We start from the raw sequence: 15,330 nt of genomic DNA, 5'->3' as shown, positions 1-15,330 counted from the left end.
ACCGGTCTATTCAGGGCTTGCGAAACAACTCGCGACTGGCCAGCGGCTTGCCCGCCAAATGCACGGCCAAGGCCTGACGCATCAGACGCTTGGCCGCAGACAAGGCACCGGGCGTGCTCCAGTCGGCATCCGCCATCGCGTGCAGTTCAACACCGTGAAACAACCCCGGCTGCACCAGATAAATGCGCTCAAGGCCAGCATCGACTTGCAAACGGTACATGCCGTCCACGGCGACGGGGTCACCGTGGATGTCTTGAGTCAGTGAGAAGCCATAGCCCAGGTCATCCAGCAGGCGCCATTCAAAGGCCCGCAACAATGGTTCAAGCGCACGACCTTCGGCGAGCGCCAGCAAGGTGGCGGCGTAGTGATCGAATACGGCGGGATGGGGGTCTTCAGCCGGTAGCAGGCGCACCAGCAACTCATTGAGGTAAAGGCCACTGAACAAGGCCTCGCCGCTGAGCCAGGTTGAAAGGCCTGCGCTTTCCATGCGCCCGACGTTCTTGAGTTCGCCCCGGCCCCGAAATTCGATTTCCAGCGGGACAAAAGGTCGGGCTTGAGAGCCGGCCTTGCCGCGCGCACTGCGCAAAACGGCCCGCAATCGCCCTTGCGGGGTAATAAAGTCGACCAGTGCACTAGTTTCGCGATAGGGGCGACTGTGCAGGACATAGGCGAGTTGGGGAGTGGGGGTTTTGCTGGACATGCCTGCCTGCTATCTCGGGGGCCAACAGACAATCTCTGTAGATACTTGGTTGGCGGTCAAGGATCGCGGAATCAGTACAGGTAGCCGCTGAGGAGCAAGCGAGGCTGCGTCATGCCTTGGCAGCTCCTCCAGCGCGCGGAAGGAGCTGCAGCGGGCTGCGATTACAGGTCGCCGTAGCCCAGCGAACGCAAGGCGCGTTCATCGTCGGACCAGCCGCCTTTCACTTTCACCCACAGGTTAAGCATGATTTTGGAGTCGAACAGCAGCTCCATATCTTTGCGCGCTTCGGTGCCAATGCGCTTGATGCGCTCGCCCTTGTCGCCAATGATGATTTTTTTCTGACCGTCACGTTCAACCAGAATCAAGGCATGGATATGCAAGGTTTTGCCCTGCTGCTTGAATTCTTCGATCTCAACGGTGATCTGATACGGCAGCTCGGCGCCCATTTGACGCATGATTTTTTCACGCACCAGCTCAGCGGCGAGGAAGCGGCTGCTACGGTCAGTGATCTGATCTTCCGGGAAGAAGTGCTCGTTTTCCGGCAAATGCCCGGCGATCACACGCTCAAGCGCTTCAAGGTTGTGGCCGTGCTGAGCGGAGATCGGAATGATCTGGGCGTTCGGCAGTTGCTCCTGAAGCCAGCTCAGGTGCGGCATCATTTCGGCTTTGTCTTCAATGCGGTCGGTCTTGTTCAACGCGACGATCAGCGGGCCGGTCACGTACTGCACGCGCTCCAGCACCATCTGGTCTTCGTCGGTCCACTTGGTGCGGTCGACCACAAAGATCACCACGTCGACGTCTTTCAACGCTGCCGAAGCGGTTTTGTTCATGTAGCGGTTCAGGGCTTTTTCGCCGCCTTTGTGCATGCCCGGGGTATCAACGTAGACCGCTTGTACAGCGCCTTCGGTTTTAATGCCCAGCATGTTGTGACGGGTGGTCTGCGGCTTGCGCGAGGTGATCGCCAGCTTTTGACCCAAAATATGGTTCAGCAGTGTGGATTTACCCACGTTTGGTCGACCAACAATGGCGACATAGCCACAGCGTGTTGCAGTTGAATCAGTCATGGCCATTCTCCACGCCAAGGGCAATCAGTGCTGCTGCGGCCGCTACCTGTTCGGCAATACGACGGCTCACACCCTGACCCCGGCTTTTTTCATTCAATAAGGCAATTTCACACTCCACAAAGAAAGTGCGGCAATGCGGTTCGCCCTGGATATCTACCACTTCGTAGCGCGGCAGATCACAGGCACGCGACTGCAAGAACTCTTGCAGCCGCGTCTTTGGATCTTTGTTGGTGTCGACCAGGGTTAACGTCTCGAACTCGCTGGCCAGCCAGGCCAATACGCGGTCGCGGGCAACGTCCATGCCTGCATCCAGGTAAATGGCGCCGATCAGCGCTTCGAGGGCGTCTGCCAGAATCGACTCACGGCGGAAACCGCCGCTCTTGAGCTCGCCCGAGCCCAAACGCAGGTACTCGCCCAGCTCAAAACCACGGGCCAGCACGGCCAGGGTTTCGCCTTTTACCAGGCGTGCGCGCAGACGCGACAGCTGGCCTTCACGGGCCAACGGGAAGCGGTCAAACAACGCCTCGCCCGCCACAAAATTGAGAATTGCATCACCCAGAAACTCCAGGCGCTCGTTATTGCGCCCCGCGAAGCTACGGTGAGTCAGGGCCAGAATCATCAGTTCCTGGTCTTTGAAGGTGTAGCCGAGCTGACGCTCTAAACGCTCTAAAGAAAAACTCACGATTTACCCACGCTGAGTTCGTGGCCGAATGTCACCACCGGACCGATATTAGGGATCAGTGATGCTCGTTTATCGCATAGCAAATGGACAGGGAACACACTGTTCGCCGCCGTCACACTTAACGCTTTGTTCAAATCCACATCCTGAATACTGTTGACCGCCCTGTCTGACGCGACAAAGCGGTTGTAAGAACCGTCAGGCAACCGATTTATTCGGACACCTGAAAAGCATTCGGCGCTGTTATTAACAGCGCCGTCTTGGCTACTTGATCAGACCCACTCGCGAGAAGTTCGGCAAATGGCTGGTTTTCGGTTCGGGCCAGCTCATCCAAACAGCGAAGGCCTTGCCGACAATGTTCTCGTCGGGGACCATGCCCAACTCGTCTTTGGGAATGTTCGGATCATCCCAGTAACGGCTGTCGTTCGAATTGTCGCGGTTGTCACCCATCATGAAGTAGTGCGCGGCCGGGACCGTCCACTCATGATCGGGCGGCGTGCGGTAGCGGCTCATTTCCTTGCGGATCATGTGCTCCACTTCGCCCAGCTTCTCTTTGTACAGCTCGGCACTGCCCAGCGTGCCAGGCTCCGAACCCACCAGTTGTTCAGCCACCAGTTGGTCATTGACGTACAGCTTTTTGTCGCTGGTGTAGCGAATCTTGTCGCCCGGCAGGCCCACTACACGCTTGATGTAGTTGACTGTCGGATCGCTTGGGTAGCGAAACACCATCACATCGCCACGCTTCGGATCACCCACTTCGATGATTTTCTTGTCGATCACCGGCAAGCGGATCCCGTAAGAAAACTTGTTCACCAAGATGAAGTCGCCCACATCCAGCGTCGGCTTCATCGAGCCGGACGGGATCTGGAACGGCTCAACCAGAAACGAACGCAGCACCAGCACGATGAACAACACCGGGAAGAACGACTTGCCGTATTCAACCAGCAACGGCTCTTTGTTGAGCTTCTCGATCACCTGCGTATCAGCCGGCTTGACGCTGGCTTGATAGTTGGCAATAGCCTTGCGCCGGCGCGGAGCCAGGAAGACCAGATCGAGCAGCGCCAGCAAACCGCAGACGGCTACAGCAATGACCAGCAACAGCGGGAAATTTAGTGACATAGGACCTAGCTATCCAACCTGAGCACCGCAAGGAAGGCTTCTTGTGGAATCTCCACGTTACCCACTTGCTTCATGCGTTTTTTACCGGCTTTCTGCTTTTCCAACAGCTTGCGCTTACGGCTAACGTCACCACCGTAGCATTTGGCCAGTACGTTTTTACGAAGCGCTTTAACAGACGAGCGCGCAATGATTTGGCCACCAATGGCAGCCTGAATAGCCACATCGAACATCTGACGCGGAATCAGCTCTTTCATCTTCTCGGTCAACGCACGCCCTTTGTAGTGAGCGTTGTCGCGGTGAACGATAAGTGCCAGAGCATCCACTTTTTCGCCGTTGATCAATACATCAAGCTTGACCAGATTAGCCGACTGATAGCGGTTGAAGTGGTAATCAAGCGAAGCATAGCCGCGACTGGTGGACTTGAGACGGTCGAAGAAGTCCAGAACCACTTCGTTCATCGGCAAGTCGTAGGTCACTTGTACCTGACTACCCAGGAACAGCATGTCGTGCTGAACACCGCGTTTTTCAATGCACAGGGTTATGACGTTGCCCAAGTGCTCTTGAGGCACAAGGATATTGGCGCGCACGATCGGCTCGCGAATGTCTTCAATCGAAGAAACGTCCGGCAGCTTGGACGGGTTATCGACGTAAATCGTTTCACCCGTTTTGAGCAGCAACTCAAAAATTACCGTCGGCGCCGTGGTGATCAGATCCAGGTCGTATTCGCGCTCAAGGCGCTCCTGAATGATCTCCATGTGCAGCATGCCGAGGAAGCCGCAACGGAAGCCGAAGCCCAGCGCGTCAGAGCTTTCCGGGGTGTATTGCAACGACGAGTCGTTCAACGTGAGCTTTTGCAGCGCCTCACGGAAGTCTTCGAAGTCGTCAGAGCTGACCGGGAACAGGCCAGCGTACACCTGCGGCTGAATACGTTTGAAACCAGGCAGTACGTCGACATCCGGGGTGGAGCTCAAGGTCAGGGTATCGCCCACTGGCGCGCCGTGAATGTCCTTGATACCCGCAATGATGAAGCCTACTTCGCCAGCTTTCAGATCCGTGGTGGCGGTGTGCTTGGGGTTGAACACACCCACGCTGTCGACCAGGTGCATCTTGCCGGTGGATTTAACCAGAATTTTGTCGCCCTTTTTCACGCGGCCGTGGCGCACGCGAACCAGGGACACAACGCCCAGGTAGTTATCGAACCAGGAATCGATGATCAACGCTTGCAGCGGATCTTCATAGTTACCGGTTGGCGCAGGAATGGTGTGCACCAGGCGCTCAAGCACCTCGTCCACGCCCAGGCCGGTCTTGGCGCTACAGGTCACGGCATCAGTGGCATCAATACCAATGATTTTTTCGATTTCTTCCTTCACCCGGTCAGGGTCGGCTTGCGGCAGGTCGATCTTGTTCAAGACCGGCATCACCTCAAGCCCCTGCTCGATAGCGGTGTAGCAGTTAGCCACGGACTGGGCTTCAACGCCCTGCCCCGCATCGACCACCAGCAAGGCACCTTCACAGGCCGCCAGGGAACGGCTGACTTCATAGGTGAAGTCAACGTGGCCCGGGGTATCAATGAAGTTCAGCTGATAGGTAATACCGTCTTTGGCCGTGTAATACAGCGTAACGCTGTGGGCCTTGATGGTGATCCCGCGCTCACGCTCCAGGTCCATGGAGTCCAGTACCTGGGCCTCCATTTCACGGGCGGTCAGGCCACCACACATCTGAATAAAGCGATCGGCCAGCGTCGACTTGCCATGGTCAATGTGGGCGATGATGGAGAAATTGCGGATATGACTCAAATCACTCACGGGTCAACACTCAAAAAAAGTCGCAGGCAGACTGCCCGCCGAAAAATAGCCGGGAATTGTACCTGATGATCGCGCCAAGCGTCACGTTCACAGGCCAATGCACACTGACAAAAAAGCCCCTATCGCGAGATAGAGGCTTTTGGTTCAAGCATTAATGAGCAATCAACCCGCCCGGCGCAGCAACCAGATGCCCGCCAACGCGCAGATGCCGGCAGGCAGCAGGACCGCAAACAAGGGCGAGAAACCGAATACCAGGCTGGACGGCCCTAGCAGGTCTTGCGCAATTTTAAAGGTGAAGCCCACCAGCACACCGGTGAACACACGCTGACCCAATGTCACCGAGCGCAGCGGACCAAAGATAAAGGAGATCGCCATCAACACCAGTGCCGCCGTAACCAGCGGCTGCAACACCTTGACCCAGAATGCCAACCAGTAGCGGCCATTGTTCAGCCCCTGGTCTTTGAGGTAGTGGATGTAGCTCCACAGACCACTGATCGACAGCGATTCTGGCGCCATGACCACGGTATTGAGCAATTGCGGGCTCAAGGCCACATCCCAGCGCTCGACCGGCGCACTGACCACTTCGGTGCTGCGATCATGAAACAGCGTGGTGGTGACATCCGAAAGCTGCCAGTGATCCTGATCAAACACCGCTTTTTTGGCGAAGCTCGACGATTGCATGTGCCGCTCTTTATCAAAGCGATAACGGGTCACACCAAACAGCGTGCCGTTAGGTTGCACGGCGTTGATGTGGATGAATTCCTCACCCTGGCGGTGCCACAGACCGTGCTTGGAGCTTTGTGCATCCCCGCCGCCCTGCGCCAGTGCGCGATTGGCCTGAGCCATGGTCTCGGTAGCCGGGGCCACATACTCGCCCACCAGCACACCCGCGACCATCAACACCAGCATGGGCTTCATCACCGCCCATACAATCCGGCCGATCGACACACCCGCCGCCCGCATGATGGTCAGCTCACTGTTGCTGGCCAGGCTGCCCAAACCAATCAGACAGCCAATCAACGCGGCCATCGGCAACATTTCGTACATGCGCCGTGGCGCCGTCAGCAACACAAAACTGAAAACGTCCATCACGGTATAGCTGTCACTGATGCTGCCCATCTCATCGATGAACGCGAACAACGACGCCAGACCCAAAATAATCCCCAGCACAGCCAGGATCGCCATAAAGACGCTGCTACCGATGTAGCGATCTAGCTTACCCACGCGCCATCTCCTTCACGCTACGGCGACTCGCCAGCTTCAAGCGCAGCGGCTCCCAGTACAGCAACAACAGGCCAATGGCCAGGAACAGAACGTGTACCCACCACAGGCCCAGTGTCGGCGACAGCTTGCCTTTTTCCAGCGCGCCACGGGCCGAAATCAGAATGGTCAGGTAACCCATATAAAGCAGAATGGCGGGCAGCAACTTGAGGAAGCGGCCCTGACGCGGATTGACGCGCGACAGCGGCACGGCAATCAAGGTCACGATAAACACCAGCAGCGGCAAGGAAATACGCCATTGCAACTCGGCAATCGCGCGCGGCTCCTTGTTACCGATCAGATCAAGGGTCGGGATCGCATCGCGGTCCGTCACTTCATCGCTGGCATCAGGCTTGGGCAATAGCACGCCATAGGTGTCGTACTTGATGGCGCGGTAGTCCGCCAGACCGGGGTTGCCGTCATAACGGTAGCCATTGTCCAGAATCAACCAGCGACTGCCATCGGGGCGTACTTCCTGACGGCCTTTTTCGGCCACCAACACAGAAATACTGCGGTCTTTGGCGTCCTGACCGAGATTTTTTTGCGAGATAAACACGCCTGACAGGTTAGTCCGGTCATTGGTCAGCTCTTCGGTGTACGTCACCCGGGAACCATCACTCAATGACTGAAAGCGGCCCGGCACCAAGGTGTCGAACTCGGTCAACGCGTCTTGCTTGTTGAGCAACAACTGGAACTGATTGGCACCCTGCGGCGCCAGGCTCAGGCTCAGCCATGCCACCAGCAAGGCGACAAAAGCGGCCGGCACCATGGTCATGCCCAGCAAACGTTGCTGGCTCATGCCGGTGGCGGACAGTACGGTCATTTCACTTTCGAGATACAAGCGCCCATAGGCCAGCAAAATGCCCAGAAACAGCCCCAAAGGCAGAATCAGTTGCAAGAAGCCGGGCAGACGAAAGCCCATGATCAGGAACAAAGAACCCGGGTCCAGGGCACCCGAAGCTGCCTGCGCCAGGTACTTGATGAAACGACCGCTCATGATGATGACCAGCAGCACAGCGCTGACAGCGCTCAATGTAAGCAGGACTTCGCGGGACAAATAACGGAAGACGATCAAACCAGACACTCCAGGGTCGTCAGGCTAAGGCGGCCAAACACACGGCATTACCAGCCAGCCAGACACTCATCATAGATGAGCGCAGCGGACTAAAAAGATGGCGCATTATCCTGTGAATACCCTCGCCTGTCACTGCGCTTGCTTACCCAAGGTTACAAAGCACTCATTGAAGACCACGCGAGGGTTGTCAGCCGCGACCGACGGGGTCCAAACTGCCCGCCTTGACGCATGCCCGCATAGACAGGTGAAGCGTTTCATCCATAAGCACTCAAACCGCAGGGTTTGGGCGCACGTTGACCATTTGATTCAGGGACCCGGACATGGAACTGGTTGTAAAAAGCGTTAGCCCAGAAACGTTGAAAACGGCCACTCTCGTGGTCGCCGTCGGCGAAGGCCGCAAGCTCAGCCACACCGCCAAAGCCATCGACGAACTCACCGGCGGTGCTATCAGCGCAGTCCTCAAGCGCGGCGACCTGGCGGGTAAAACCGGCCAAAGCCTGCTGCTGCACAACCTGGCGAACATCAAGGCTGAGCGCGTATTGTTGCTGGGCACCGGTAAAGATGAAGAACTGGGCGACCGTCCGTTTCGCAAAATCATCAGCGGCGCCCTGGGCGTCCTCAAGGGCCTGGGCGGCAGCGACGCCGTGTTTGCCCTCGACGAACTGGTGGTCAAAGGCCGTGACAGCTACAGCAAAACCCGCCTGCTGGCCGAAACCCTGGTCGATGGCGAGTACACCTTCGACCGCTTCAAAAGCCAGAAAGCCGAACCCCGCGCGCTGAAAAAAATCACCCTGCTGACCATCAAAGCCGCTCAGGCCGAGGTCCAGCTGGCCGTGACTCACGCGCAGGCGATTGCTGCCGGCATGTCCTTCACCCGCGATCTGGGCAACCTGCCGCCGAACATCTGCCACCCGGTGTTCCTCGCAGAACAGGCCAAAGAACTGGGCAAAGCGTTCAAGGGCCTGAAAGTCGAGATTCTCGACGAGAAGAAGATCAAAGAGCTTGGCATGGGCGCGTTCTACGCCGTGGGCCAAGGCAGCGACCAGCCGCCGCGCCTGATCGTGATGAACTACTCGGGCGGTAAAAAATCCGAGAAGCCGTTCGTGCTGGTCGGCAAAGGCATCACCTTCGACACCGGCGGCATCAGCCTCAAGCCGGGCGCCGGCATGGATGAAATGAAGTACGACATGGGCGGCGCGGCCAGCGTGTTCGGCACCCTGCGCGCCGTCCTTGAGCTGAAACTGCCAATCAACCTGGTGTGCATTCTGGCCTGCGCTGAAAACATGCCAAGCGGCGGTGCAGCGCGTCCGGGTGACATCGTGACCACCATGAGCGGGCAAACCGTTGAAATCCTCAACACTGACGCCGAAGGCCGTCTGGTGCTGTGCGATGCCCTGACCTACGCCGAGCGCTTCAAACCGCAGGCAGTGATCGACATCGCGACCCTGACCGGTGCGTGCATGGTTGCCCTGGGCGCCCACACTTCGGGCCTGATGGGTAACAACGACGAACTGATCAACCAACTGCTCGACGCCGGCAAACAAGCCGACGACCGCGCCTGGCAACTGCCGCTGTTCGACGAGTATCAGGAGCAACTGGACAGCCCGTTCGCCGACATGGCCAACATTGGCGGTCCTAAAGCCGGCGCCATCACCGCAGGCTGCTTCCTGTCACGCTTTGCCAAGGCCTATCACTGGGCTCACCTGGACATCGCAGGCACCGCCTGGGTCAGCGGCGGCAAGGACAAAGGCGCCAGCGGCCGCCCGGTTCCGTTGCTGACGCAATACCTGCTGGATCGCGCCAACGCTTGAAGCTGATGATCGCAGGCTGCGCCGCTTGAGGGCGGTGCAGCCCCGATTCAGGAACTGCAATGACCTCTGAAAAAACCAAAGTCGACTTTTATATCCTGCCCAGCGCCGACCCCGCCGCGCGACTGGACTTCGCCTGCAAACTCACCGACAAAGCTTGGCGCCTCGGGCATCGCGTGTACCTGCACTGCACGGACACAGCCCAACGCCAAGCGCTGGATGAACGCCTGTGGCGCTTTAAGGGCGAAAGCTTTGTGCCTCACAGCCATGTTGAGGACGAACCCGATGGCGTGATTGTGATGGGCATCGCCGACGCACCTGCCAGCCATCAAGACTTAATGATCAACCTGGACCTTAAAGTCCCCGAATGCTTCAAACGCTTCGCCCGCGTGGCCGAAGTGGTCGTCGAAGACCCTGCCGTTCGACAGGCCGCACGGGAGAGTTTCCGCTTCTACCGTGAACAGGGCTATCCTCTGCAAGACCACAAGTTACAACGACTCTGAGCACACGATGGACACCCCCAATTCACCGAAAAAAGCTGCACACCTGCTCGATGATCTTGAGTCCATTCGTCAGCTGCTGGGCGACGAGGGCCTGCAACCGCCCTTGCTGACCGAGATGGTGGGCGAGGAAGGCATTCAGATTCCGCTGCTCGACGACATGATCGCGCCGGCGCCCGTGCAAATCCCGCTGGCCATGGCGCCTGCCGCACACGCAGAAAAAGCCCCCGACGCCCTGCTGGTTCATCTGGACAAAGAGCTGCGCACCGCCGCCCAGACCATCATGCAAGACGTGATCAACGACTTCGCCCCGCACATCGAAACCGAGATCAAGCGCCGCCTTGATGCGCACATGGAGCGCCTGCTCGCCCAACATCAGAACTGATGCAGACTCAAACCCTGTAGCCCCTGTCGCAGGCTGCGATAAGGCCCGCAGGGCCTTCAAAACATCGGGATCGCTACGCACTCCATCGCCGCCTGCGGCAGCGGGTACATAAAGCAACCCACACCTCGCCCTCAGCGTCCCGCCCCGCTATACTTGCCGGCTTTCCTGAATTAATGCCAATAGGGTCCCGCCGCGCATGGATAAGACCTACCAGCCGCACGCCATTGAAACTTCCTGGTACAAAACCTGGGAAGAAGAAAACTATTTTGCCCCGCAAGGCGCGGGCGACCCGTACACCATCATGATTCCGCCGCCGAACGTCACCGGCAGCCTGCACATGGGTCACGGCTTTAACAACGCGATCATGGACGCCCTGATCCGTTTCCGTCGCATGCAGGGTCGCAACACCCTGTGGCAGCCGGGCACCGACCACGCGGGTATCGCCACCCAAATGCTGGTCGAGCGCCAAATCGAAGCCCAAGGCCTGAACCGCCACGATCTGGGCCGCGAAAAATTCCTCGACAAAATCTGGGAATGGAAAGACCAGTCCGGTGGCAACATCAGCCGTCAGATCCGCCGCCTCGGCTCGTCCGTAGACTGGAGCCGCGAGCGCTTCACCATGGACGACGGTCTGTCCGACGCCGTGAAGGAAGCCTTCGTACGCCTGCACGAAGACGGCCTGATCTACCGTGGCAAGCGTCTGGTTAACTGGGACACCAAGCTGCACACCGCGATTTCCGACCTTGAAGTGGAAAACCACGACGAGAAAGGTTTCCTGTGGAACCTGCGCTACCCACTGGCTGACGGTGCCAAAACCGCTGAAGGTCTGGACTACCTGGTGGTGGCGACTACCCGCCCCGAAACCATGCTGGGTGACGCTGCCGTCGCCGTGAACCCGGAAGACGAACGCTATAAGGCCCTGATCGGTAAATTCGTCGAGCTGCCACTGGTCGGTCGCCGCATCCCGATCATCGCCGATGACTACTGCGACCCAGAATTCGGCACCGGTTGCGTGAAAATCACCCCGGCCCACGATTTCAACGACTACGAAGTCGGCAAGCGCCACAACCTGCCGCTGCTGAACATCTTCGATAAAAACGCAAAAGTGTTGCCAGCCGCTCAGGTGTTCAACCTCGACGGCACGCTCAACGAAACCATCGACGGCGCCCTGCCAGCCCAGTACGCCGGCCTGGACCGCTTCGAAGCGCGCAAGAAAATCGTTGCCGACTTCGACGAAGCCGGTCTGCTGGTCAGCGTAGACGATCACGCCCTGAAAGTGCCGAAAGGCGACCGTTCGGGCACCATCATCGAGCCGTGGCTGACCGACCAGTGGTACGTATCGACCAAGCCACTGGCAGAACCTGCCATTGCAGCCGTTGAAGATGGCCGTATTGCGTTCGTGCCTAAACAGTACGAAAACATGTACTTCTCCTGGATGCGCGACATCCAGGACTGGTGCATCAGCCGTCAGCTGTGGTGGGGCCACCGCATTCCGGCCTGGTACGACGAGTCGGGCAAGGTTTACGTAGGCCGCGACGAAGCCGAAGTGCGCGCCAAGCACAACCTGGGGCCGGACGTTGCGCTGCAACAGGACAACGACGTGCTCGACACCTGGTTCAGCTCGGGCCTGTGGACCTTCTCCACCCTGGGCTGGCCGGAAAAAACCGAAGCGCTGAAAACCTTCCACTCCACCGACGTGCTGGTCACGGGCTTCGACATCATTTTCTTCTGGGTTGCCCGGATGATCATGCTCACCATGCACTTGGTGAAAAACGAAGATGGCACGCCGCAAGTTCCGTTCAAGACCGTGTATGTACACGGCCTGGTACGTGACGGTCAGGGCCAGAAGATGTCCAAGTCCAAGGGCAACGTGCTGGACCCGCTGGACATCATCGACGGCATCGAACTCGAAGACCTGGTGGCCAAACGCACCACCGGCCTGATGCAGCCAAAACTGCTGAAGAAGATCGAAAAGCAGACCCGCGACGAATTCGCCGACGGCATTGCCAGCTACGGCACCGACGCCCTGCGCTTCACCTTCTGCTCGCTGGCCTCCACCGGTCGTGACATCAAGTTCGACATGGGCCGCGTTGAAGGCTATCGCAACTTCTGCAACAAGATCTGGAACGCCGCCCGCTACGTGCTGGACAAGGGCGAAGACTGCGGCCAAAACGGCGAAGCCTACGAACTGTCGCTGGCCGACCGCTGGATCATCTCGCAGTTGCAACGCACCGAAGCCGAAGTGACCCGTCATCTTGACCAGTTCCGTTTCGACCTCGCGGCGCAAGCCCTGTACGAGTTCATCTGGAACCAGTACTGCGACTGGTACCTGGAGCTGTCCAAGCCTGTGCTGTGGGACGAGAATGCGCCCGCAGAACGTCAGCGTGGCACCCGCCGCACGCTGGTTCGCGTGCTGGAAGTCGCGCTGCGCCTGGCGCACCCGTTCATGCCATTCATCACCGAAGAAATCTGGCAGCGCATCGCGCCACTGGCCGGTGTTGAAGGCAAGACCATCATGCTGCAACCGTGGCCGGTGGCGAACGAGTCGCGTATCGACCAGGGCGCCGAAGACGATATCGAATGGCTCAAGGGCCTGATGCTCGGTATCCGCAACATCCGCGGCGAAATGAACATTGGTCCAGGCAAGCCTTTGCAGCTGTACCTCAAAAACGTCGGTGCCGAAGATCAGCGCCGTCTGAGCGAGAACGATGCACTGCTCAAAAAGCTGGCTAAACTCGAAGCGATCACCGTGCTGCAAGACGGCGCCGAGGCCCCTCTGTCCGCCACCGCACTGGTAGGCGAAATGGAAGTGCTGGTGCCAATGGCCGGTCTGATCGACAAGGATGCAGAGCTGGCGCGACTGGACAAGGAAATCCAGCGTTTGCACGGCGAAGTGGCCCGCGTAGGCGCAAAACTGTCGAACGCAGCCTTCGTAGACAAGGCGCCGGCCGAAGTCATTGACAAGGAACGCGCCAAATTGGCCGAGGCCGAACAAGCCTTGAGCAAATTGGCTGAACAGCACGCGCGGATTTCCAGCCTGTAATTAAGCTGCGCACCTGATCGCGGGCAAGACCTACTCTTGTGTAGGAGCGAGCTTGCCTCGCGATGGTCATCAAGATCATCGCGAGCAAGCTTGCTCCTACACGGTTTTAGGGCTTGCCCGCGATTGCTTTTGTGGAATGAATTGAACATGACTACCCCCCGCACTTCCAAAGCCACACGCCACAAGCCTAAGGCTGCCAGCGATGCCAAACCGGTCGAGCCGCGCGTCAAGCCCAGCCTGCACCCGCGCAACCGCCATCAGGGCCGCTATGACTTCCCGCAGCTGATTTCGGTGTGCCCCGAGCTTGCCGAGTTCGTCATCATCAACCCGTACGGCAAAGAGAGCATCGACTTCGCCAACCCGAGTGCTGTGCGTGTGTTCAACCGCGCCCTGCTCAAAGCGTTTTACGGTATTGCTCACTGGGACATCCCGGCTGACTACCTGTGCCCGCCCGTTCCGGGGCGCGCCGACTACGTGCACTTTCTGGCTGACCTGCTGGCAACCATGAACGATGGTCAGATCCCGCGTGGGCAAAACGTTCGCGTGCTGGATGTCGGCATGGGCGCCAACTGCGTTTACCCCTTGATCGGCCACAGCGAATACCGCTGGCAGTTCCTGGGCACCGAAGTTGACCCGACCGCCGTCAAAGCGGCCAAGGCGATCGTGCAGTCCAACAGCCTGAACAAAGCCATCAGCCTGCGCCTGCAACCTGATCCGAAGAAAATCCTGCTGGATGTACTCGACAGCAGCGAACGCTTCGACCTGAGCATGTGCAACCCGCCGTTCCACGCCTCGCTGGACGAAGCCACGCGCGGCAGTGAGCGCAAATGGCGCGCACTGGGCAAGGCCGATCCGAAACGCAAATTGCCGGTGCTGAACTTTGGTGGCCAGGCGGCCGAGTTGTGGTGCGAAGGCGGCGAACAGCGCTTTGTCAGCCAACTGATCCGCGAAAGCGTGCAGGTGGCCCGTCAGGTGCTGTGGTTCAGCGTGTTGGTGTCAAAAGCCTCCAACCTGCCGGCAATCCAGACCGCGCTGAAAAAGGCCGGTGCACGCGAAAGCCAGGTCGTGGACATGTCCCAGGGCAACAAGCAAAGCCGCTTTGTGGCCTGGACGTTCCATGACAAAGATCAACAGCAACTGTGGCGCGAAAAGAACTGGAAGTAATCGTGTGAGTACGCGAAACCTCGTAGTCGCTGACGAGCTGCGTTCGACGGCCCAGCCGTCTCAAAACCTTAAGTTGCGGTCTGCCCGTTAGATTACGGGCTCAGGTTTTACGAGCGCTGCGCACTCGAACGCAGCCTCGCGCAGCTCGTCAGCGGCTACAGGATTTGCGCGTCTAGTCCTGAAAATAGGTCAGAAGGTGTAAACCTTATTCAGGACGAGACAGCGCCCACAAAAAAGCCGCGCCCGGGATCACTCCCGGGTGCGGCTTTTTTACAGCAGTCTTACTTGTTAACAGCGTCAGTCAGGCCTTTGGCCACAACGAGCTTGATAACTTTTTTGGCAGCGATTTCGATGGCAGCGCCAGTCGAAGGGTTACGGCCAGTGCGGGCAGGACGCTCGGTCACTTTCAGTTTGCCAATACCTGGCAGAGTGATTTCGCCGCCATTTTCCAATTGATCAGCAACGATCTGAGCCAGTTGGTCCAGAGCGTTACGCGCGGTAGTTTTTGGCGCGTCGATAGCTTCAGCGATATCAGCGATCAGTTGGTCTTTAGTAATAGCCATTGAGATGTTCCTTCCCTATCAAATTCATTTGGTTTGCAGAGTGCAAAGTCAGCTATCGAGCCAGATATTTGGGCTCTGGCACGCCCGTTTGCTTTCACGACGAATCGCGGATGTAGAGTGCTAAAACGGGGTTTGGTTCGACCTGACACATGCTGAATCCGCGCT

The 15,330-nt window shown here is 58.2% G+C and carries 13 protein-coding genes; 5 read left to right on the top strand and 8 right to left on the bottom strand.

Annotated features, from left to right (window positions below):
* Positions 1 to 10 precede the first annotated feature (10 nt).
* The 7 genes from recO to lptF form a co-directional block, all read right to left on the bottom strand.
* Positions 11 to 700, bottom strand: coding sequence for a DNA repair protein RecO (gene recO, locus TU86_RS05425; protein WP_048363275.1), 690 nt, complete (start codon positions 698 to 700; stop codon positions 11 to 13).
* Between the two features lie 161 nt (positions 701 to 861).
* On the bottom strand, positions 862 to 1,764 hold the full coding sequence (gene era, locus TU86_RS05420; RefSeq protein WP_048363274.1) for a GTPase Era: 903 nt from the start codon (positions 1,762 to 1,764) through the stop codon (positions 862 to 864).
* Entirely contained in the window at positions 1,757 to 2,446 is a 690-nt protein-coding gene (rnc, locus tag TU86_RS05415; protein ID WP_048363273.1) for a ribonuclease III, read from the bottom strand. Before rnc ends, era begins: the two co-directional genes overlap by 8 nt.
* Before the next feature lie 261 nt (positions 2,447 to 2,707).
* Positions 2,708 to 3,562 (bottom strand): signal peptidase I, encoded by an 855-nt coding sequence (gene lepB, locus TU86_RS05410; protein WP_048363272.1) that lies wholly within the window; start codon positions 3,560 to 3,562, stop codon positions 2,708 to 2,710.
* Positions 3,563 to 3,567: 5 nt separating this feature from the next.
* A complete protein-coding gene (gene lepA / locus TU86_RS05405) occupies positions 3,568 to 5,367 on the bottom strand; it encodes a translation elongation factor 4 (RefSeq protein ID WP_048363271.1) in 1,800 nt (599 codons plus the stop codon).
* Positions 5,368 to 5,529: 162 nt separating this feature from the next.
* Complete coding sequence (gene lptG / locus TU86_RS05400) at positions 5,530 to 6,591, bottom strand: LPS export ABC transporter permease LptG (RefSeq protein WP_048363270.1); 1,062 nt, start codon at positions 6,589 to 6,591, stop codon at positions 5,530 to 5,532.
* Positions 6,584 to 7,702: an LPS export ABC transporter permease LptF gene (gene lptF, locus TU86_RS05395; RefSeq protein WP_048363269.1), complete on the bottom strand. Its 1,119-nt coding sequence runs from the start codon at positions 7,700 to 7,702 to the stop codon at positions 6,584 to 6,586. Before lptF ends, lptG begins: the two co-directional genes overlap by 8 nt.
* A gap of 320 nt (positions 7,703 to 8,022) precedes the next feature.
* Between lptF and TU86_RS05390 the strand changes: the two genes are divergently transcribed.
* The 5 genes from TU86_RS05390 to rlmF all read left to right on the top strand — a co-directional run bounded on the left by TU86_RS05390 (position 8,023) and on the right by rlmF (position 14,602).
* Positions 8,023 to 9,513, top strand: a complete 1,491-nt coding sequence (locus TU86_RS05390) for a leucyl aminopeptidase (RefSeq protein WP_048363268.1) — start codon at positions 8,023 to 8,025, stop codon at positions 9,511 to 9,513.
* A 59-nt stretch (positions 9,514 to 9,572) separates the two neighbouring features.
* The gene (locus TU86_RS05385; RefSeq protein ID WP_048363267.1) at positions 9,573 to 10,013 is read left to right on the top strand and encodes a DNA polymerase III subunit chi; all 441 of its coding nucleotides are present in this window, start codon (positions 9,573 to 9,575) and stop codon (positions 10,011 to 10,013) included.
* Positions 10,014 to 10,020: 7 nt separating this feature from the next.
* Positions 10,021 to 10,395, top strand: coding sequence for a hypothetical protein (locus TU86_RS05380; RefSeq protein ID WP_048363266.1), 375 nt, complete (start codon positions 10,021 to 10,023; stop codon positions 10,393 to 10,395).
* A 196-nt stretch (positions 10,396 to 10,591) separates the two neighbouring features.
* A complete protein-coding gene (locus TU86_RS05375) occupies positions 10,592 to 13,438 on the top strand; it encodes a valine--tRNA ligase (protein ID WP_048363265.1) in 2,847 nt (948 codons plus the stop codon).
* Positions 13,439 to 13,585: 147 nt separating this feature from the next.
* Entirely contained in the window at positions 13,586 to 14,602 is a 1,017-nt protein-coding gene (gene rlmF, locus TU86_RS05370; protein ID WP_048363264.1) for a 23S rRNA (adenine(1618)-N(6))-methyltransferase RlmF, read from the top strand.
* A gap of 281 nt (positions 14,603 to 14,883) precedes the next feature.
* Here rlmF and TU86_RS05365 read toward each other — a convergent pair whose 3' ends face one another.
* Positions 14,884 to 15,165, bottom strand: coding sequence for an HU family DNA-binding protein (locus TU86_RS05365; RefSeq protein ID WP_003440137.1), 282 nt, complete (start codon positions 15,163 to 15,165; stop codon positions 14,884 to 14,886).
* Between the last annotated feature and the right edge of the window lie 165 nt (positions 15,166 to 15,330).

The organism is Pseudomonas weihenstephanensis, from assembly GCF_001043055.1.
Lineage (GTDB): Bacteria > Pseudomonadota > Gammaproteobacteria > Pseudomonadales > Pseudomonadaceae > Aquipseudomonas > Aquipseudomonas weihenstephanensis.
Note: the sequence above shows the minus strand (reverse complement) of the source record. Positions and strands in the feature narration are given on the sequence as shown.